At 62.6% G+C, this 20100-nt stretch carries 20 protein-coding genes and 1 riboswitch; of the genes, 8 read left to right on the top strand and 12 right to left on the bottom strand.

Features of this window, described 5'->3' with window-relative positions; all coding sequences use genetic code 11:
• Positions 1–15: 15 nt before the first annotated feature.
• The 8 genes from GOW72_RS00705 to dnaK form a co-directional block, all read right to left on the bottom strand.
• Entirely contained in the window at positions 16–978 is a 963-nt protein-coding gene (locus GOW72_RS00705; protein WP_170364413.1) for a ThiF family adenylyltransferase, read from the bottom strand.
• Entirely contained in the window at positions 975–1571 is a 597-nt protein-coding gene (locus GOW72_RS00700) for a thiamine phosphate synthase (protein WP_170364411.1), read from the bottom strand. Before GOW72_RS00700 ends, GOW72_RS00705 begins: the two co-directional genes overlap by 4 nt.
• Positions 1568–2338 (bottom strand): thiazole synthase, encoded by a 771-nt coding sequence (locus GOW72_RS00695; protein WP_170364409.1) that lies wholly within the window; start codon positions 2336–2338, stop codon positions 1568–1570. Before GOW72_RS00695 ends, GOW72_RS00700 begins: the two co-directional genes overlap by 4 nt.
• A gap of 2 nt (positions 2339–2340) precedes the next feature.
• On the bottom strand, positions 2341–2535 hold the full coding sequence (gene thiS, locus GOW72_RS00690; RefSeq protein ID WP_170364407.1) for a sulfur carrier protein ThiS: 195 nt from the start codon (positions 2533–2535) through the stop codon (positions 2341–2343).
• Positions 2519–3496: an FAD-dependent oxidoreductase gene (locus tag GOW72_RS00685; protein WP_170365959.1), complete on the bottom strand. Its 978-nt coding sequence runs from the start codon at positions 3494–3496 to the stop codon at positions 2519–2521. The genes thiS and GOW72_RS00685 overlap by 17 nt, the downstream gene beginning before the upstream one ends.
• Positions 3493–4296, bottom strand: a complete 804-nt coding sequence (gene thiD, locus GOW72_RS00680; protein WP_170364405.1) for a bifunctional hydroxymethylpyrimidine kinase/phosphomethylpyrimidine kinase — start codon at positions 4294–4296, stop codon at positions 3493–3495. The genes GOW72_RS00685 and thiD overlap by 4 nt, the downstream gene beginning before the upstream one ends.
• Positions 4297–4342: 46 nt before the next feature.
• A riboswitch (TPP riboswitch) is annotated at positions 4343–4445 on the bottom strand.
• 126 nt (positions 4446–4571) lie between these two features.
• Positions 4572–5714, bottom strand: coding sequence for a molecular chaperone DnaJ (gene dnaJ / locus GOW72_RS00675; RefSeq protein ID WP_170364403.1), 1143 nt, complete (start codon positions 5712–5714; stop codon positions 4572–4574).
• Positions 5715–5788: 74 nt separating this feature from the next.
• Complete coding sequence (gene dnaK / locus GOW72_RS00670; protein WP_170364401.1) at positions 5789–7696, bottom strand: molecular chaperone DnaK; 1908 nt, start codon at positions 7694–7696, stop codon at positions 5789–5791.
• Positions 7697–7909: 213 nt separating this feature from the next.
• Between dnaK and GOW72_RS00665 the strand changes: the two genes are divergently transcribed.
• Entirely contained in the window at positions 7910–8512 is a 603-nt protein-coding gene (locus GOW72_RS00665) for an alpha-ketoglutarate-dependent dioxygenase AlkB family protein (protein ID WP_170342689.1), read from the top strand.
• Here the strand turns inward: GOW72_RS00665 and GOW72_RS00660 are convergent.
• Positions 8509–9330 (bottom strand): ABC transporter permease, encoded by an 822-nt coding sequence (locus GOW72_RS00660; protein ID WP_093963926.1) that lies wholly within the window; start codon positions 9328–9330, stop codon positions 8509–8511. The genes GOW72_RS00665 and GOW72_RS00660 overlap by 4 nt on opposite strands.
• A 122-nt stretch (positions 9331–9452) precedes the next feature.
• Here GOW72_RS00660 and cysQ point away from each other — a divergent pair, with 122 nt between their 5' ends.
• From cysQ to GOW72_RS00625, 7 genes are all read left to right on the top strand, one after another.
• Complete coding sequence (gene cysQ / locus GOW72_RS00655; protein WP_170361150.1) at positions 9453–10250, top strand: 3'(2'),5'-bisphosphate nucleotidase CysQ; 798 nt, start codon at positions 9453–9455, stop codon at positions 10248–10250.
• Positions 10250–11050, top strand: coding sequence for a 3-deoxy-manno-octulosonate cytidylyltransferase family protein (locus GOW72_RS00650; protein WP_170364398.1), 801 nt, complete (start codon positions 10250–10252; stop codon positions 11048–11050). The genes cysQ and GOW72_RS00650 overlap by 1 nt, the downstream gene beginning before the upstream one ends.
• Positions 11051–11123: 73 nt before the next feature.
• The gene (gene galE / locus GOW72_RS00645) at positions 11124–12107 is read left to right on the top strand and encodes a UDP-glucose 4-epimerase GalE (protein WP_170364396.1); all 984 of its coding nucleotides are present in this window, start codon (positions 11124–11126) and stop codon (positions 12105–12107) included.
• 7 nt (positions 12108–12114) lie between these two features.
• Positions 12115–13158 (top strand): glycosyltransferase family 2 protein, encoded by a 1044-nt coding sequence (locus GOW72_RS00640; RefSeq protein ID WP_170365957.1) that lies wholly within the window; start codon positions 12115–12117, stop codon positions 13156–13158.
• Between the two features lie 185 nt (positions 13159–13343).
• On the top strand, positions 13344–14330 hold the full coding sequence (locus GOW72_RS00635) for a glycosyltransferase family 2 protein (protein WP_170364394.1): 987 nt from the start codon (positions 13344–13346) through the stop codon (positions 14328–14330).
• The gene (locus GOW72_RS00630; RefSeq protein WP_170364393.1) at positions 14327–16030 is read left to right on the top strand and encodes a DUF5927 domain-containing protein; all 1704 of its coding nucleotides are present in this window, start codon (positions 14327–14329) and stop codon (positions 16028–16030) included. The genes GOW72_RS00635 and GOW72_RS00630 overlap by 4 nt, the downstream gene beginning before the upstream one ends.
• A gap of 6 nt (positions 16031–16036) precedes the next feature.
• Complete coding sequence (locus tag GOW72_RS00625; RefSeq protein WP_170364390.1) at positions 16037–17473, top strand: nodulation protein NodH; 1437 nt, start codon at positions 16037–16039, stop codon at positions 17471–17473.
• Here GOW72_RS00625 and GOW72_RS00620 read toward each other — a convergent pair.
• The 3 genes from GOW72_RS00620 to GOW72_RS00610 are packed head-to-tail and all read right to left on the bottom strand — an operon-like array spanning position 17457 to position 20067.
• The gene (locus GOW72_RS00620) at positions 17457–17975 is read right to left on the bottom strand and encodes a L,D-transpeptidase family protein (RefSeq protein WP_170340715.1); all 519 of its coding nucleotides are present in this window, start codon (positions 17973–17975) and stop codon (positions 17457–17459) included. The two genes, GOW72_RS00625 and GOW72_RS00620, sit on opposite strands and share 17 nt — an antisense overlap.
• A 56-nt stretch (positions 17976–18031) precedes the next feature.
• Positions 18032–18817, bottom strand: coding sequence for an ion transporter (locus tag GOW72_RS00615; RefSeq protein ID WP_170364388.1), 786 nt, complete (start codon positions 18815–18817; stop codon positions 18032–18034).
• A 20-nt stretch (positions 18818–18837) separates the two neighbouring features.
• Positions 18838–20067 (bottom strand): class I SAM-dependent RNA methyltransferase, encoded by a 1230-nt coding sequence (locus GOW72_RS00610; RefSeq protein WP_170364386.1) that lies wholly within the window; start codon positions 20065–20067, stop codon positions 18838–18840.
• Positions 20068–20100: the final 33 nt, after the last annotated feature.

Raw genomic sequence — 20100 nt, 5'->3', positions numbered from 1 at the left:
GCGTTTCCTTTTGCTTCACGACGTTGCGGCGGCGACCAGAACGATCCGGCCGGGCCAATGGGGGCGGAGTTCCTCGGCCGCGCGCCAGGCGCGCAGCCCGGTGGCACAGCAGAGGGCCAGCGTTTTGCCTTTGTTAGGGTCTGTTTTCAGCGCCTTGACCGTCAGGCGGCGGGCGTCGGGGTGGATCGGCTGGGGGGCCTCATCGACGCTGCGCAGATCGACGATCAGTTCGTCCGGAGTCAGCTGCGCGGGCGCGACAAAGGGAAAATGGCTGTCGGGTTCCGGCGCGGTGTCAAAGCGGAAACCGCTGCTGGTGCAACTTCGCCCGTCCACCTGCACCATCTGGCCCAGCGGCGAGGGATCGAGGCCCAGGATCACGCCCAGCGCCATCTGTGCCTGCATCGCGCCGATCATCGCCACGACCGGTCCCAGAACGCCTGCGGTGGCGCAACTGGCCCCGCTGTCGGGCGCGTCGGGGAACACCGCGCGCAGGGACGGCGCGCCGCCGCAGAACCCGCCGACATACCCCGACAGACCCAGGACCGAAGCGCTGATCAGCGGCTTGCCCTGCGCCAGGCAGGTATCCGACAACGTATAGCTGGCCGCATAGCTGTCAGCGCAGTCCAGAACCAGATCGGCCTCGGCCAACAGATCAGCGGCATTCGCCGGTGTCAGAGGGTGTTTCTGCGGCTCGACAGTGATCTCACTGTTCAGCGCCCGGCAGCGTTCAGCGGCCACTTCGGCCTTGGGGCGGCCGCAATCGGCCTCGCAAAACAACGTCTGGCGGTGCAGGTTCGACAGGTCCACCGTATCGGGGTCGACGATGGTTAGATGCCCCACCCCGGCCCCGGCCAGCAGCGGCAGCGCGGGCGCGGCCAGCCCCCCGGCGCCCACCACCAGAACCCGCGCGCGGGCAAGGCGGTTCTGCCCTTCGGCCCCGACCTCGGGCAGGATCATCTGGCGGGCGTAGCGGCTCATCGCGTGACCTCGAGCCACTGGCGCACCCTGCCTTCGGGGTCGGCGTTCAGGGTGATGTCGGTCACGACCGAGACGATGTCGGCCCCGGCCTGAAACACGCCCGGCGCGCGCTCGACGCTCATGCCGCCGATGCCGACAAGGGGGATGTCGCCCACGCGTCGTTTCCACTCGGTCACGCGCGGCAGGCCCTGTTGGTGCCATTTCATCTTTTTCAGGATGGTCGGATAGACCGGCCCCAGCGCCACATAGTCCGGGTCCATCGACAGCACGCGTTCAAGCTCGTCATCGTCATGGGTGGACACGCCCAGTTTCAGCCCGGCCTTGCGGATGGCGGGCAGATCGGCGTCGTCCAGATCCTCCTGCCCCAGATGAATCCAGTCACATCCCGCGTCGATGGCCGCCTGCCAATAGTCGTTCACCACCAGCACCGCGCCGTGGTCCCGGCACAGGGCCTGCGCGGTGGCGATTTCCGCGCGCACCACGGCGTCAGGCTGATCCTTGATCCGCAGCTGCACCAGCTTCACACCCAGCGGCAGCATCCGCCGCAGCCAGTCGCTATGATCGAAGATCGGATAGAAGCGGTCGAGCGTCATGACAGAAAGGCCTTTCCGATCACCGGGGTCGAAGGCTCGGCCATGTCGCGCGGCTCGATCGGGTCGGCCTTATGCGCCAATTGCCCGGCCTGCACCGCAAGCGCCATGGCCCGCGCCATCGCCACCGGATCGCCTGCACGGGCGACGGCGGTGTTCAGCAGAACCGCGTCATAGCCCAGCTCCATCGCGTGGGCGGCGTGGCTGGGCAGACCGATGCCCGCATCCACCACCAGCGGCACGTCGGGAAACTCGGCCCGCATCGCGCGCAGGGCGTATTCGTTGTTCAGGCCCCGCCCCGACCCGATCGGCGCGCCCCAGGGCATCAGCACCTGGCACCCGGCGGCCAGCAGGCGTTCGGCCACGATCAGGTCTTCGGTGGTGTAGGGGAACACCTGAAACCCTTCGTCGGTCAGAATGCGCGCGGCCTCGACCAGTTGGAACACGTCGGGCTGCAGGCTGTCGGTGTGGCCGATCAGTTCCAGCTTGATCCACGGCGTGTCGAACACCTCGCGCGCCATATGGGCGGTGGTGACCGCCTCTTTGACAGTGTGACAGCCGGCGGTATTGGGCAGGATCAGCACGCCCAGATCGCGGATCATCGACCAGAAGGCCTGACCGGCCCCACCGGCGCCCTCGCGCCGCAGCGAAACGGTGGCGACACCCGCGACGCTGGCCCGGAACGCCTGTTCCAGGATCGCCGGGCTGGGATATTGCGCGGTGCCCAGCATCAGCGGGTTGGGCAGTTCGGTGCCGTAAAACGTCTTCATCTTCATCCCCCCTGCATCGGTGCGACGACCTCGACCCGGTCGCCCTCGGCCAGTTTATGCGCGATGCGTAGGCTGGAGGGCACGAATTCCTCGTTCACCGCGGTGGCGACGCGGCCGGAAAAGCCACATTCCGCCAGCAGCTCGCCAAGGGTTTCGGCGCGCACCTCGCGCGGCGCGCCGTTAAGCACGATCTTCATCGACCATCTCCGAATGTGTGTTGTTCAGCGCCAGATCGGCCACGCCCCGGGCCAGCGCCGGGGCCAGCAGGTAGCCGTGGCGATACAACCCGTTGGCATAGATCGTCCGCCCCAGCCGGCGGATCCGCGGCAGGTTGTCGGGAAAGGCCGGGCGCAGATCGACGCCGATCTCCAGCACTTCGGCCTCGCCAAAGGCCGGGTTCAGCGCATAGGCCGCGCTGAGCAGTTCCAGCATCGAGCGCGCGGTGATCCGGCTGCTGTCCTCGGATTCGATCATCGTGGCGCCCAGCATGTAGATGCCCTCGCCCCGCGGTACGACATAGAGCGGCATCCGGGGATGCAACAGGCGCACGGGCCGGGTCAGCGTCACGTCGGGGCAGCGGATCACCAGCATTTCCCCCTTCACGCCGCGCAGGTCGTGCAGGATGTCGCGTGCGTGCAAGCCCCGGCAATCGATGGCGTTGTCCAGCCGCGACGGGGCCAGCTTGCGGTGGAATTCGACCCCTTTGTCCTGCAGGCCGCGATAGAGGTCCTGCAATGCCCGGCGAGGGTCCAGATGGGCCTCGTCGGCGAAGAACAGGCCTTGGGAAAACCCGTGCAGATCAGGCTCGAATTTGGCGATTTTCGCTTGATCGACCTGCGTGAATCCCTCGGTCCGGCGGGCAAAGCGGCGCAGGTCGGGCAGGTCGCGCGTGTTGGCCACAACCAGCGTTCCCTGCCGCGCGACCGGGGTGCGGGCCGCCCACCAGTCGATCGCCTGCTGCCCCAACCTCAGTACCGGTTCCTCGGCATTTTCATACTCGCACCACGGCGCCAGCATGCCGCCGGCCCACCAGGAACAGCCATGCGGCCCCGGTGGCCCGCCCGGATCGAACACCTGTACCTGCGCGCCCCGCGCGACCAGTTCCGAGGCCACGGCAAGGCCGGCGACCCCGGCACCTATGACCGACCAGACCGTCACGCCGGCCATACCCGGTGGAAGTGATGCACCGGCCCGTGGCCCGAGCCGACCTGCAGCTCATCCGCGCGGGTGATTGCGCCTTGCAGGTAGTCATGCGCCTGCGCCACCGCGTCGACCAGCGGCAAGCCCTTGGCCAGACCGGCCGCGACGGCCGAGGACAGGGTGCATCCGGTGCCGTGGGTGTTGCGCGTGTCCTGACGGGGCGCGGTAAATTCACCGATGATGCCGTTCTGGTCGATCAGCAGATCATGGCAAGTATCGCCCTTGCCGTGTCCGCCTTTCATCAGGACGGCCCCAGCCCCCAGGGTGCACAGATCATGGCCCTGCGCCACCATTTCCTCGGGCGTTTCTGCGACCAGTCGGTCCAGTAGACAGGCGGCCTCGGGCAGGTTCGGGGTGAGGACGGTGGCGCGGGGCAGCAGCACCTTGCGCAACGTCTGCACCGCCTCGCGCGCCAGCAGGGCATCGCCCGATTTGGCGATCATCACCGGGTCCAGCACGATGGGGCCTGCAAAGCCGGACAGGCCGTCGGCGACGGTCTGGATGATCTCGGGCGTGGCCAGCATGCCGATCTTGACCGCGCGCACGTCCAGATCGGAAAGAACCGCGTCGATCTGCGCGGCGATCACGTCCAGCGGGATAACATGCACAGCGGTGACCGCCTGTGTGTTCTGGGCGGTGACCGCGGTGATGACACTGGCACCGAACACACCCAGCGCCGACATCACCTTGAGATCGGCCTGAATGCCAGCCCCGCCGCCGCTGTCGGATCCTGCAATTGTCAAAGCGATAGTTGCCATGCCGCCCCCATTTGTCATCTGGGGCAATTCCGGCATGGAAAACGTCTGAGTGTTTTAGACCGTTCCCTCCGCCGGTATTGCCCGGATCAGGTTCGATGGGTTGGCTCGCGCCTCTCAGCCCCGGCTCCGGGGCACCCCAACGGTTGGCGCGGACATTCTCAAGGCTGAGGCCGAGAATCAAGGGCCAATTCCGCACAGTTTCCGGCCAAACTGGACTTAGAAAACAAAAAAGCCGACGATGATACGCCGGCCTTTCGGTCTCTGGAACGCTTAGATCAGCTTTGCATTCTCTCCCAGAAGGATTTGACGGATGAGAAAAAGCTTTTCGATTCCGGGTGGTTGTCCTCTCCCAGATCGTCGAACTCCTGCAGCAGCTCTTTTTGCCGCGCGGTCAGGTTGACCGGTGTCTCGACCGCAAGCTCGATGAACATGTCACCGATACCGCCGCCCCGCAGCGCAGGCATGCCCTTGGCGCGCAGACGCATCTGCCGGCCCGACTGGCTGCCGGCCGGAATCTGCACCCGGCCGCGGCCACCGTCGATGGTAGGCACCTCGATCGATCCGCCCAGCGCCGCCTTGGCCATGCTGACAGGCACCCGGCAATACAGGTTCGGGCCGTCCCGCTCGAACAGCTTGTGCGGCGTCACCTCGACAAAGATGTACAGATCGCCAGGAGGGCCGCCGCGCATCCCGGCCTCGCCCTCGCCCGCCAGTCGGATACGGGTGCCGGTTTCGACGCCTGCCGGAATGTTGACCGACAGCGCGCGTTCCTTCTCGACCCGTCCCGAGCCGTGGCAGGATTTGCAGGGGTTCTTGATAATTTGCCCAAGTCCAGCACAGGTCGGGCAGCTGCGCTCGACGGTGAAAAAGCCCTGTTGCGCACGGACCTTGCCCATGCCCGAACAGGTCGGGCAGGTGGTTGGTTCAACTCCGCCTTCGGCGCCGGTGCCTTCGCAGGACGAACAGGCTACGGCTGTCGGCACGTTGATGGTTTTCTGCAGGCCGGAATAGGCCTCTTCCAGCGAAACCCGCAGGTTGTAGCGCAGGTCCGAACCGCGAGCAGCACGGCGTCCGCCGCCGCCACGCTGTCCACCCATGAAATCGCCGAACAGGTCATCGAACACATCGGAAAACGCGCTGGAGAAATCGCCCGATCCAAAGCCGGCGCCGCGCTGACCACCGCCCATGCCATTCTCGAACGCAGCATGGCCAAACCGGTCATAGGCGGCTTTTTTTTCAGCGTCGCGCAGAACGTCATAGGCCTCGTTGGCCTCTTTGAACAGGGCCTCGGCGTCCGGGTTGTCCTTGTTGCGATCGGGGTGCAGCTCTTTCGCCTTCCGGCGAAAAGCCTTCTTGATCTCATCCGCCGAAGCACCCTTGGACACGCCGAGCACTTCGTAATAGTCGCGTTTTGACATCGGTATTTCCTTCTGCCTCAACGTAAACGGGCCGGCCCGGCATCCGGACCGGCCCGAATTGGCCCGGTTACCCGTTAGTTGCGCTTGTCATCGTCCAGGTCTTCGAACTCGGCATCGACGATGTCGTCATCGCCGGGCCCCGCATCGGCTGCGGCCGGTTCTTCGCTGGCCTCTTCAGACTGCGCCTTGTAGATCGCCTCGCCCAGCTTCATGGACGCTTCGGTCACGTTCTGGATGCCCGACTTGATCTTGTCGGCATTGTCCGATTCCAATTCGTCCTTGAGCGCGGCCACGGCCAGTTCGATCGCCTCGACGGTCGCCGGATCGACCTTGTCGCCATGCTCCTCGAGCGATTTCTCGGTCGCGTGGATCAGGCTTTCGGCCTGGTTCTTGGCTTCGACCAGTTCCTTGCGCTTGCGGTCGGCTTCGGCGTTCTCTTCGGCGTCCTTGACCATCTTTTCGATGTCTTCCTCCGACAATCCGCCCGAGGCCTGGATCGTGATCTTCTGTTCCTTGCCGGTGCCCTTGTCCTTGGCCGAAACCGAGACAATGCCGTTGGCGTCGATGTCGAAAGTCACCTCGATCTGAGGCATGCCGCGCGGGGCCGGCGGGATGTCTTCAAGGTTGAACTGGCCCAGGATCTTGTTGTCCGCAGCCATTTCACGCTCACCCTGGAACACCCGGATGGTCACGGCGTTCTGGTTGTCCTCGGCGGTCGAGAAGACCTGGGACTTCTTGGTCGGGATCGTGGTGTTGCGGTCGATCAGGCGGGTGAACACGCCGCCCAGGGTTTCGATACCCAGCGACAGCGGGGTCACGTCCAGCAGAACCACATCCTTGACGTCACCTTGCAGAACACCAGCCTGGATCGCAGCGCCCATGGCCACAACTTCGTCCGGGTTCACGCCTTTGTGCGGCTCTTTGCCGAAGAACTTGGTCACCTCTTCGATGACTTTCGGCATCCGGGTCATACCACCGACCAGAACAACCTCATCCACATCGCTGGCCGAGATGCCGGCGTCTTTCAGAGCGGCCTGGCAGGGCTTCAGCGACTTCTTGATCAGGTCGCCGACCAGCGATTCCAGCTTGGCACGGGTCAGCTTCATGACCATGTGCAGCGGCTGGCCGTTCGCGCCCATCGAGATGAACGGCTGGTTGATCTCGGTCTGGGTGGTCGAGCTAAGCTCGATCTTGGCCTTCTCTGCGGCTTCTTTCAGACGCTGCAGCGCCATCTTGTCCTGGCTCAGGTCGACGCCGTGTTCCTTTTTGAACTCGTCGGCCAGGTAGTTGACGATGCGCATGTCAAAGTCTTCACCACCCAGGAAGGTGTCACCATTGGTCGATTTGACCTCGAACAGGCCGTCGTCGATTTCCAGAATGGTCACGTCGAAGGTACCACCGCCAAGGTCATAGACCGCGATGGTCTGGCTGTCCTGCTTGTCCAGGCCATAGGCCAGCGCGGCGGCAGTCGGTTCGTTGATGATCCGCAGCACTTCCAGACCGGCGATCTTGCCTGCGTCCTTGGTGGCCTGACGCTGAGCGTCGTTGAAATAGGCCGGAACGGTGATCACGGCCTGCGTGACTTCTTCACCCAGATAGCTTTCAGCGGTTTCTTTCATCTTGCCGAGGATGAAGGCCGAGATCTGGCTTGGAGAGTATTTCTGCCCGCGGGCCTCGACCCAAGCGTCGCCGTTGCCGCCATCGACGATGGCGTAGGGCACCATTTTCTTGTCCTTCTGGACTTCTGCGTCATCCACACGACGCCCGATCAGGCGCTTGACGCCAAAAATCGTGTTGTCGGGGTTGGTGACCGCCTGGCGTTTCGCCGGCTGCCCGACCAGTCGCTCGTCTTCGGTGAAGGCGACGATCGAGGGCGTGGTCCGCGCCCCTTCCGCGTTTTCGATGACCTTCGGCTGCGCGCCGTCCATGATGGCTACGCACGAGTTGGTGGTCCCGAGGTCAATCCCGATTACTTTTCCCATTTTTCGATCCCTTTCTTTTCAAGGCGATGTCCCGAGGCCGGAACCCGTTACGGCATCCCTGCCCCGATCTGCTGGGCGCGACAGGTCTACACCATCGCGCGTCCCGGCGTATATAAGGGCGAGGCCTGAGGCCTGCAAGCGTTGTGAAATGCAGGTTTTCGGGAATCTTGGGCCTTTTTTGGCAAGGATTTCGAAAGGAATGAGGTTTCTGTCATGACGCGCCTGAATTTACGGGGGTTCGACATCCGAAAAGGCCATCTGGACGGCGCTGCTCAGCGGCAGATCATCGAGCTACTGCGGCCGATTCTGAAAGCCGCTCCGCTGTTTCATCCCAGCACCGCTTCGGGGCGCAAAATGTCGGTTCGCATGACGTCTGCCGGAACCCTGGGCTGGGTGTCGGACGGGGCTGGATACCGGTACCAAGACGCGCACCCCAAGGGCATGGCGTGGCCTGCCATTCCGGACCCGATCCTGTCGATCTGGCGCGACCTTGCCGGAACCGATCGAGATCCCGATTGCTGTCTGATCAACTACTACGGCGAAGGCGCAAAGATGGGAATGCACCAGGACAAGGACGAGGCCGATTTCTCGTGGCCGGTCCTGTCGGTTTCGTTGGGCGATGACGCCTTGTTCCGGATCGGCAACACGACCCGCGGCGGCAAAACCGAGTCCGTCTGGCTGAGTTCCGGCGACGTGGTCGTCATGGGCGGTCCCGCCCGGTTGGCCTATCACGGTATCGACCGGATCCGCTTCGGCTCTTCGCGCCTGCTGCCCAAAGGGGGCCGGATCAACCTGACGCTGCGCGTGGCAACCTAACGGCGCGCATCCCAGCTTTTCGAGATGTGCTTGCGGGTAAAGAACTCTCCCAGCAACCCGATCATCATCAGGGCGATACCGACCCAAAGCGCATATTCCCAGCTGGAATTGCGCGGAAAATAGTTGCGAAACACGAAACCGCGGCACTGATCGATCACGTGAAACAACGGGTTCCAGGCGAACATGGCCAGCATCCATCCGCCCAGCGCATTGCCCACGAACATCTTGCCCGAGAAGATCATGTTCATCCGGCGATAGACATTGCTGAGAATGGTGGAGGTCTGCGGCATCCACGGCTTGAGCGCCATGAAGACCAGACCGACCGCGCAGCCGGTGTACCAAGCAAGGATCAGCATCGCGAACGCGCCGCCCGGGTCCTGCATCTCGATCGGATTGACCGCGACGCTGTAGACGAACAGGATCACCAGGATTGAAACGACCTGCGTGTACAAGGTCCCGAAGGCGGCGGCCAATAGCAGAACCATCATGTTCATCGGCGAATGCAGCATCATGGGATTGTTGGTGCCTCCAAGCCCCGCGATCGCACCGACGGACTTGATATGCGTCATGAACAGAAAGATGCCGGACAGGATGTACAGGATGAACTCACCCCGTATCTTGGCAACCCGTCCGCCCAGAAACGACATGATGAAATAGAACACGGTCGCCATCAAAACGACCTGGACGATGTTCATCATGATGGCGATTACGGCGTTGGAATGCTGCGAGCGGATGTTGCGGACCACGGCATGAAACACCAGTTCCGCAAGGTTGAATGCCCCACCCACAAGGCTGCTGCTTCGCTTGTAATAGAACACTCGAACGCTCTTTCCCGGTTTTGTTCCGCCAGCGTGGCACGAATTCCTTGCCGTTCCGTATCCGGCACAGCATAAGTTCGTCAGGTTTTCGGATCAACAAACCATGGAAACGGAGCATTTTTGTGACCTATGACGACCTCATCCCCGTGATCAGACGCCTGGCCCTGGAAGCGGGCGACAAGATCATGGAGATCTACGATGCCGATGATTTTGACGTGAAGGTCAAGTCCGATTCCAGCCCCGTGACCGAAGCCGACGAAGCTGCCGATGCCTTGATCTCGGCCGGGCTGCGCGCCGCCTTCCCCGACATCCTGCTGGTGACCGAGGAACAGGCCGCATCGCACAGCAAGCAGGGCGACACCTTTCTGATCGTCGATCCGCTGGACGGCACCAAGGAATTCATCAACCGACGTGGCGATTTCACCGTGAACATCGCGCTGGTCGAAAACGGCGTGCCCACCCGCGGCGTGGTCTATGCCCCGGCCCGCGGGCGCATGTTCTATACCCTGGCCGATGGCCGCTCGGCCGAGGAAACCGGCGCCCTGGACAAGGACAAACCGGGCGAAGTGACCCCGATTTCAGTCTCTGATCCTGACAATTCGGCGCTTTTGGTGGTGGCTTCGAAATCGCATCGCGACCAGGCTACGGATGACTACATCAACAAATACCAGGTCAAAGACAGCAAGTCGGCGGGCTCCTCGCTGAAATTCTGCCTTGTGGCCACGGGCGAGGCCGACCTCTACCCGCGTGTCGGCCGCACGATGGAGTGGGACACTGCCGCAGGCCACGCGGTTCTGGCCGGTGCCGGGGGCCATGTGGTGCGTTTCGACGACCACACGCCGCTGACCTACGGCAAGGAGGGCTATGCCAACCCGTTCTTCATCGCCTATGCCCCCGGCGTCGAACTCAAGGAGGCCTGATGTCGGTTCTGATCGCGATCCCCGCCCGCTATGCCTCGACCCGCTATCCGGGCAAACCGCTGGTGCCGCTGACCGGCGCAACGGGAAAGCCCATGACCCTGATCGAAAGGTCCTGGCGCGCGGCCATGTCGGTTTCGGGCGTCGACCGGGTGGTGGTGGCCACCGATGACGACCGCATCCGCGCCGCGGCCGAGGGCTTTGGCGCCGAGGTGGTGATGACCTCGGAAAGCTGCGCCAACGGCACCGAACGCTGCGCCGAGGCGCATGACAGGCTGGGCGGCGGCTACGAGATCGTGGTCAACCTGCAGGGCGACGCCCCCCTGACCCCGCATTGGTTCATCGAGGATCTGGTCAATGGCCTGCGCGCCGCGCCCGAGGCCGGCGTGGCCACGCCGGTGCTGCGGTGCGACGGCGAGGCGCTGAACGGGCTGCTGAACGACCGCAGGCATGGCCGGGTGGGCGGCACCACCGCCGTCTTCGCGACCGATCACAGCGCGCTCTATTTCTCGAAGGAAGTGATCCCCTTCACCGCCGAAACCTATGCCGGGTCGGATCCGACGCCGGTGTTCCACCATGTGGGCGTCTACGCCTACCGGCCCGACGCGCTGGCCGCCTATCCGGGCTGGCCGGTCGGGCCGCTGGAACGGCTCGAGGGGCTGGAACAGCTGCGGTTCATGGAAAACGGACGCAAGGTTCTGTGTGTCGAGGTCGAGGCCAAAGGCCGTCAGTTCTGGGAGTTGAACAATCCGCAGGACGTGGCCAAGATCGAAAGCATGATGGCTGCGATGGGGTTGGAATAGGCGCAAATTCCCCGTTCCTCACGGGCAGCCTGGCAGCTAATCCATGACGGGCAGACATTCGGCAGGACCACGGATGACAAACATACTCGTGACCGGCGGCGCCGGATATATCGGATCTCATGCCTGCAAGGCACTGGCGCAGGCGGGCTATGTGCCCGTGACTTATGACAACCTTGTCACCGGCTGGCAGGATGCGGTGAAATTCGGCCCCTTCGAACAGGGCGATCTGCTGGACCGCGCGCGGCTGGAGCAGGTCTTTGCCAAGTACCAGCCGGCGGCAGTGATGCATTTTGCCGCGCTCAGCCAGGTCGGCGAAGCCATGAGCGAGCCGGGCCGGTACTGGCGCAACAACGTCACCGGATCGCTGAGCCTGATTGAGGCGGCCGTGGCCGCCGGCTGCCTGGATTTTGTGTTCTCGTCCACCTGTGCAACCTATGGCGACCACGACAACGTGGTGCTGGACGAAACCACGCCGCAACACCCGTTGAACGCCTACGGCGCCTCGAAACGCGCGATCGAGGACATCCTGCGCGATTTCGAACAGGCGCACGGGCTGAACCACGTGATCTTTCGCTATTTCAACGTGGCCGGTGCCGACCCTGACGGCGACGTGGGCGAGTTTCACCGCCCCGAGACCCATCTGGTTCCGCTGTTGTTGGACGCGATCGACGGGAAGCGCGACGCGCTGACTGTCTTTGGCACCGATTACGATACGCCCGACGGCACCTGCATCCGCGACTATGTCCATGTCTGCGACCTGGTGGATGCGCATGTGCTGGGCCTGCGCTGGCTGGAACAGGGCAAGGGCAGCCGGGTGTTCAACCTGGGCACCGGCACCGGGTTTTCAGTAAAAGAGGTGATCGCGCAGTCGCACAGCGTGACCAATCGCGAGGTGCCCTTCATCACCGGTCCGCGCCGGGCGGGCGACTGCACCAAGCTGGTGTCAGGCTCGACCCGGGCCGAGGCCGAACTGGGCTGGCGGCCCAAACGGTCGCGGCTGGAAGTGATGATCGCCGATGCCTGGCGCTGGCATCAGAATGGCCATTACGAAAAGTGATCGAGCCATGGGCGCCGCGCACCACCATGACGAAAACGCCCCGGGCTGGGTTCGCAGATACCGCCTGCGCCTGAAACGCAAGCGCCTGTTGTGGCGGTCCTTCCGCAGCCGCCACGCGTTGACGCCGGTTTCGGACAAGACCCGGCTGATCGCGCCCACCGACATTCTGGCCTTTACCACCCTGCGCAACGAGATCGAGCGCCTGCCCTGGTTCTTGCGCCACTATCGCCGGCTGGGGGTCGATCATTTCCTGATGGTCGACAACGGCAGCGATGACGGTTCGACCACCTATCTGCTGAACCAGCCGGACGTGTCGCTGTGGCAAACGCAGGCCAGCTATCGCGAGGCTCGGTTCGGGCTGGACTGGCTGACTTGGTTGCAGATGCGGCATGGCCATGGTCATTGGACGCTGATGGTGGATGCGGACGAACTGCTGATCTATGCCCATCACGACAGCCGCGACCTGCGCGATCTGACGGGATGGCTGGACCAAATCGGACAGCCGGCCTTTGGCGCGCTGATGCTTGATCTATACCCGAAAGGCCCGTTGGGCGCGGTGCCCTATGATCCCGAGACCGACCCGACCGAAACTTTGAACTGGTTCGAATCCGGCCCTTACAGGGCCCGCCGGCAAGAGCCGCTGGGAAACCTGTGGGTGCAAGGCGGCGTTCGCGAACGCGCCTTCTTTGCCGATTGCCCGGACCGGTCTCCGACCCTGAACAAGATTCCGTTGGTGAAGTGGGACCGTCGCTATGCCTTCGTGAACTCCTGTCACTCGGCCCTGCCCCGACACCTGAATTTTGCCTATGGCGGGCCTTCCGGGCAAACCCCCTCGGGCGTCCTGTTGCACACGAAATTCCTGCCGCAAGTCGTCGAGAAGTCGCGCATCGAAAAACAAAGGCGCCAGCATTTTCATGATCCCGACCAATTCGGGCCATACTATGATGGCATCATTGCCGGGCCCGACCTTTGGACTCCACAATCAGAACGGTATTCAGGCTGGGCGCATCTGCAGAGCCTTGGACTGCTGTCAGCGGGCGGGTGGACGTGAACGGGGAATCCTGTGCCCCAAAAACCCATGCTTGGCTAACGGCTTTTAAATACATTGCTTCGCAAGGTGCGAAAATGTCATAAAACGTTAGTGTCCGGTTCCCGTCTGACCAAATGCGGACCCCGGGCATGCTCGCGTATTACAAGAAGGTTGGGCAGCGCGTGAGCCTTTTGGATTCTTACCGGATGAGACTGCGGCGCAAGCGCCGTCTTGTGCGCTGCATCCGCCGAAGACGCGATCTGCGCACCGTCCGCAACAACACCCGGCAGATCCGGTCCGGTGATGTTCTGCTGATGAGCGTCGTGCGCAACGAAAAGATCCGCCTGCCCTATTTTCTGGACTATTACCGCAAGCTGGGCGTCCGGCATTTCCTGTTCGTCGACAATGACAGCACGGATGGCACGCTGGACTATCTCAAGGCGCAGCCCGATGTCTCGGTCTGGTATACGAATACCAGCTATCGCCGTTCTACATTCGGGATCGACTGGTCCAACTACCTGCTGCGGAAATACGCCCATGGACACTGGGTCCTGACCGTAGATCCGGACGAGTTCCTGATCTATCCGTTCTGCGACACACGTCCCATCGACGCGCTGACCGACTGGCTGGACGGCACCGGGGTGCGCAGTTTTGGGACGATGCTGCTGGACATGTATCCCGAGGGGCCGATCCAGGACGCCACCTATCACGAGGGGCAGGACCCGTTCGAGATTGCCGCATGGTTCGACTCGGGCAACTACATGATCACCAAGAACCCGGCCTACGGAAACCTGTGGATTCAGGGCGGGCCACGGGCAAGGGTTTTCTTTCAGGACAAGCCCGCGAAAGCGCCCGCGCTTAACAAGATCCCTCTGGTCAAGTGGGATCGGCGCTATGTCTATGTCAGCTCGACCCATGCGCTGCTGCCGCGCGGCCTGAACCAAGTCTACGACGAGTGGGGCGGCGAGAAAACCAGCGGCGCATTGCTGCATGCCAAGCTGATCAACACGCTGGGTGACAAAGCCCGCGAAGAACTGCAGCGCGGTGAACACTACCGCGCGTCCGGCGAATACAGGGCCTATGTCGACCAGTTGGAGAGCAAGCCGGTTTTCTGGTGCAAATGGTCCGAGAAATACATCAATTGGCGCCAACTTGAGATTCTGGGTCTGATGTCCAAAGGGAACTGGGCATGAGCGGGACCCTGGGCATCGTGATGCTGGTCCACACTGCGCTGGACCGGGCTGAGCAGGTTGCCCGGCACTGGACCGCGGCAGGTTGTCCGGTGGTCATCCACGTCGACCGCAAGGTCGACCCGGCCGTGTTCAAAGACTTTGTCGCAGCCTGCGGGGATGATCCGCTGATCCTGTTCTGCGACCGCCAGGTCTGCGAGTGGGGCGGCTGGGGCATCGTTGCCGCTTCGCAATCGGCCGCGACACTGATGCTGGAGCGCTTTCCCGACACACGCCATGTCTTTCTGTCATCCGGCTCTTGCCTGCCATTGCGCCCGGTTCAGGACCTGATCGATTACCTGAGCGACCGGCCCCGCGTGGATTTCATTGAAAGCGCCACCACCGCCGATGTCAGCTGGACCGTGGGCGGGCTGGACCTCGAACGTTTTACCCTGCGGTTTCCCTTCTCGTGGCGCAAACACCGCAAGCTGTTTGACCGCTTCGTCAAGCTTCAGCGCGCGGTCGGATATCGGCGGACAATCCCCAACGGGCTGATCCCGCATATGGGCAGCCAGTGGTGGTGCTTGACGCGGCAGACCCTGACCGCGATCCTGCAGGACCCCAAGCGAGGTGTCTATGATCGATATTTCCGGCATGTCTGGATCCCAGACGAAAGCTATTTCCAGACGCTGGCGCGGCTCTATTCCACCCAGATCGAAAGCCGATCGCTGACCCTGTCGAAATTCGACTATCAGGGCCGCCCGCACATCTTCTATGACGATCACCTGCAGTTGCTGCGCCGATCCGATTGTTTCGTCGCCCGCAAGATCTGGCCGCGCGCCGACCGGCTGTATCAGGCGTTTCTGAACGATCAGTCCCTCGCCGGAAAACCCGCCGAGCCCAATCCCGGCAAGATTGACCGCGTATTTTCCAAAGCGGTCGAGCGTCGTACCCGCGGCCGCGACGGCCTGTACATGCAAAGCCGTTTTCCCCGCCATGGCAGCGAAAACGGCCTGACCGCGTTTCCTTACTCCGTGTTTCAGGGTTTTTCCGAGTTGTTTGAGGGCTTTGAAAGCTGGCTGGGCAATGCGTCAGGCGCCCGCGTCCATGGGCATCTTTTCAACCCCAAGCGCGCCGAATTCGCCGAAGGAGAGACCATCCTGAACGGGTCCCTCAGCGACAACGCCATTTTGCGCGACTACAATCCGACGGCGTTTCTGTCGAACCTGATCTGGAACACCCGGGGCGAACGCCAGTGTTTTCAATTCGGCCCCGCTGACACCCAAAAGATCAATTGGTTTCTGGCGAGAGACAAGAACGCACAGGTCTGCGTGGTCACCGGTGCCTGGGCTGTTCCCCTGTTTCGGTCGAACATGAATTTCGCAGACATCCGCGCCGAAGCGGCCCGCCTGCAAAAGATTGAGACCGAACAGCTTGAGGTGCTGGATTCCGTGTGGACCAAAGCGCGCGTGCATGTTTGGTCAATGGCCGAGTTCGTTGAATCCCCGATGGAACACCTGCAAACCGTTCTTGAAGAGATGGGCGCGACGCAGCCCAGCCATCTGATCGAGGCGCCGACGATGGTTGATCTGGCCGGGTTTGGAAAGTTCCTGCAAAACCTCAAGAACCAGGGAATGCACCCTCACCTGATGGGCGACTTTCCTGCCGACGATGTATTCGGCAATCAGACCCGCCCGTATCGCAAGCCCTACCTGGTGCAATGACCCCGCATGCCGACCGACTTTGACTATTTCATCATTCTTGCCGAAATGCGCACCGGGTCGAACCTGCTGGAGGCAAATTTGAATGCGTTGGACGGCGTGCAGTGTCATGGCGAGGCGTTCAATCCGCACTTCATCGGATACCCGAAAGCAACCGAAGTGCTGGGATTTTCACTGGAAGACAGGGATGCTGCGCCGGACCGCCTGATCGAAGCGATGCGTTCCGCGCCGGAGGGTCTGCACGGGTTCCGGTTTTTTCACTCGCACGACCCGCGGGCCCTGGCGATGGCGCTGAACGATCCGCGCTGCGCAAAGATCATTCTCAACCGCAACCCGTTGGACAGCTACATCTCGCTCAAGATTGCGCGGGAGACCCAACAGTGGATGCTGACCAACGTGAAACGCAGGCGCGCCACCAAGGTTGCGTTTGATGGGGACGAGTTTCGGGACTACGTGGATGAGCAGCAGGCGTTTCAGCTGAGTTTAGTCAATCAGCTGCAAAAAACTGGCCAGACCGCATTTTACATCGGTTACGAGGATCTGACCCAACTGGATGTTCTGAACGGACTGGCGGCATGGCTGGGGGTTGAGGCGCGTCTGGATCAACTGGCCCCGGATCTCAAACCTCAGAACCCGGAACCGGCTTTGTCAAAGGTGACCAATCCCGAAGCCATGGATGCTGCCCTTGCGGCGCTGGACCGGTTCAACCTGCACCGAACGCCGAACTTCGAACCACGACGGGGGCCTGCCGTTTCGCGTCATATCGCGGCCGCGGAAACGCCGCTGATGTATCTGCCGATCCGTGGTGGACCGGAACAGATCGTGGTTCAATGGATGTCCGAACTGGATGGCGGCGAGCTGATCACCGACCGAAACCAGAAACAGGTGCGCCGCTGGATGAAGGCGCATCCGGGTCACCGGAAATTCACGGTCCTGCGACACCCGTTGGCGCGGGCGCATTCGGTGTTTTGCGAACGGATCCTCGACACCGGGCCCGGCGCATATGCCGGAATCCGAAACCGGCTGCGCAACGGGTTCAAGTTGCCGATCCCGGGCCAGGTGCGCGATGGAAACTATTCGCTCGAGCAGCACTATCAGGCGTTTTCGGCGTTTCTTGAGTTTCTGCAGCTGAATCTCTCTGGCCAGACCCCGATCCGGGTCGACGGGCTGTGGTGCACGCAGGCCCGCATGCTGGAGGGGATTGCGGGCTTTGCCCTGCCCGACCTCATACTGCGCGAGGAAGAGATGGCGACCGCGCTACCGGATCTGGCCCGCGGCCTGGGGCACAATGCCCCGCCGAAGCCCGGCGTGCCCGCGCCGGACCAGCCCTATTCGTTGGATCAGATCTACGATGGCAAACTCGAGGCGCTGGCCGAGGAAACCTATCAGCGCGATTATCTGCAGTTCGGATTCGGGAAATGGCGGCCTATCAGGGACGCACGGTGATCAACGTACCCTCGTTCACCATCGCATATATCTCTTCGATCTCTTCGTTTTTGACGGCGATGCAGCCAGCGGTCCAATCCGGTGTCTTCTTCGCGCGCTTGAACTCCTTGCGCAGGTTCGGTTGGCCGTGAATGAAGATATCTCCACCCGGGTCGAAGCCCATCGCCTTTGCCTTGGCGATATCCTGGCTGTTGGGATAGGAAATCCCCAGCGACAGGTGATATCGGCTGCGAGGGTTGCGGCGGTCGATCAGGTAACTGCCTTCGGGTGTGCGACCGTCTCCGCGCTTGACCTTTGTGCCGCTTGGAGCGAACCCAAGCTCGACATCATACTCACGCAAGATCTGCTCGTGATGCAGCAGGTACATCTTGCGCGCGCCCTTGTTCACCACGATGGATGTCACCTCGGGTCCGTTGTAGGTCAGAAACCGGGGGCCCGCACTTCCACAAGCCGAAAGGCTCAGTGTTGCCAGTGCACCCAATCCAAATGCTCGACGATCCATGATTTCACTGCCTGCTCGTTTTTTCGCATAATGCCAAAATCCGGCAGAAACGGAAATCACTTTTTGCTGTTCATATGCTCGGTCAGGCGGCGTTCGATCGACTCCAACCGGTCCAGCACCTCGTCCCGATAGGCATCCGTCTTGACTTCATCCTCGGCGTGGTGGGCATCCTGCATCGAATTCACGATCAGACCGACCAGCAGGTTCACGACCGCAAAGGTGGTGACCATGATGAAGGGCACGAAGAACAGCCAGGCGTAGGGATAGACCTCCATCACCGGGCGGACAATGCCCATCGACCAGCTTTCCAGCGTCATGATCTGGAACAGGGTATAGGCCGACAGACCCAGATCACCGAACCACTCCGGAAAGCTGTCCGAGAACAGTTTGGTCGAGATCACCGCGCCGATATAGAACAGGATCGCCATCAACAGGAACACGCTTGCCATGCCCGGCAAGGCCGAGATGAAGCCCTCGACCACCCGGCGCAGGCGTGGCGCAACCGAGATCACCCGCAGCACCCGCAGAATCCGCAGCGCACGCAACACCGAAAGACCCGCACCGCCGGGCACCAAGGCGATACCGACGATCACGAAATCGAAAATGTTCCAGCCATTGAGGAAGAACCGGCGCCCGTTGGCCACCAGTTTCATTGCAATCTCGACCACGAATATGGTCAGGCAGATGGTGTCGAGCAGCACGATCGCCGGCCCGAATTTGGCCATCAGGCCGTCCGAGGTTTCCATGCCCAGCAGAACCGCGTTCACCAGGATGACGCCGGTGATGAATTGCGAAAACCGCGGGTTTTCGACAAAGGCCTGCAGGCGCTGCCGGATCGTCATGCGGAGGGTCTCCTGTCGGGTCATGGGGTCTCTGCCAGTTTGAAGCTGCCCACCAGTTCGCTGTGGGATGACCATCGAAATTGGTCAACCACTTGGACCCATTCAAGGGCATAGCCCGCCTGAACCAGAATTTTTGCATCACGCGCGAAGGTCACAGGGTTGCAGGACACATAGGCGATGACCGGACGGCGGGCCTGAGCCAGCTCGGCCACCTGGGCCTCGGCGCCGGCGCGCGGAGGGTCCAGAACCACGGCGTCGAAGCGGCGCAGCTCGTCCGGCATCAAGGGGCGGCGGAACAGGTCGCGCGCCTCGGTCGTGACCTGTTTCAATCCCGTGGACTTGCGCCAGCCCTGATCCAGCGCACGGGTCATGTCGGCCGCGCCTTCTACGGCATGAACCTCGGCCCGTTGCGCCAGCGGCAACGAGAACGTGCCGCAGCCCGCGAACAGATCAACCACCCGCTTGACCGGGCCGAAAATCTCGAAAACAGCCTGTGTCAGAGCCTGTTCTCCGTCTTTCGTGGCCTGAAGGAAGGCCCCCGGCGGCGGGACCACCTGCGCGGTGCCGAAACGCTGTGCGGGTGGGTTGCGCATGGCGATCACCTCGCCATCCCAGGCCAGCCGCGCCAGACTGTGCTGCTCGGTCGCCTGCGCCAACGCCAGTTCCAGCGGGCCATCCAGCGGCTTGCCGCCCTGCACCGCCACGTCCAGTCCGGCTTCGGACAGGGTCAGGGTGACAGACAACACGCCCTTGCGGCTGCCGCCCAGTTCGGCCAGCGCCTTGGCCACGGGGATGGCAGCGGTCAGCGCCGGGTCCAGCAGCTGACAATCGGGAATCTCGGTGATCACGTCCGAGGCGCGCCCGTGGAACCCCGCCAGCGCGCCCTTCTTGGTGCGGCGCACCGCGATGGTGGCGCGGCGACGCGACTGCGGTGGCGACGTCAAGATCGGGCGCATCTCGGCCTGCAGCCCCTGAGCGGCCAAGGCGGTACGCACCACCTCGACCTTCCAATCGGCCACGAAGGTGTCCGAGGCGTGCTGCAACTGGCAACCGCCGCAGCTTTTGTAGTGGCGGCAGGGCGGCTTGACCCGATCGTCCGACGGCGTAAGCACCTTGATATCGGTCAGCACCGAGCCGTCCAACGCGCCGCTGACCCGCTCTCCGGGCAGCGTTCGGGGGGCATAGACCGGGCCCTCGGCGATGCCGTCGCCCTGATGCCCGAGGCGGAGAATGGTGTATTCCTGCGTCATGGCCTGCCTGATAGCCGGGCTGATGCGCCAACA

Origin of the sequence: Ruegeria arenilitoris, from assembly GCF_013032855.1 — a bacterium.
GTDB lineage: Bacteria > Pseudomonadota > Alphaproteobacteria > Rhodobacterales > Rhodobacteraceae > Ruegeria > Ruegeria arenilitoris.
Note: the sequence above shows the minus strand (reverse complement) of the source record. Positions and strands in the feature narration are given on the sequence as shown.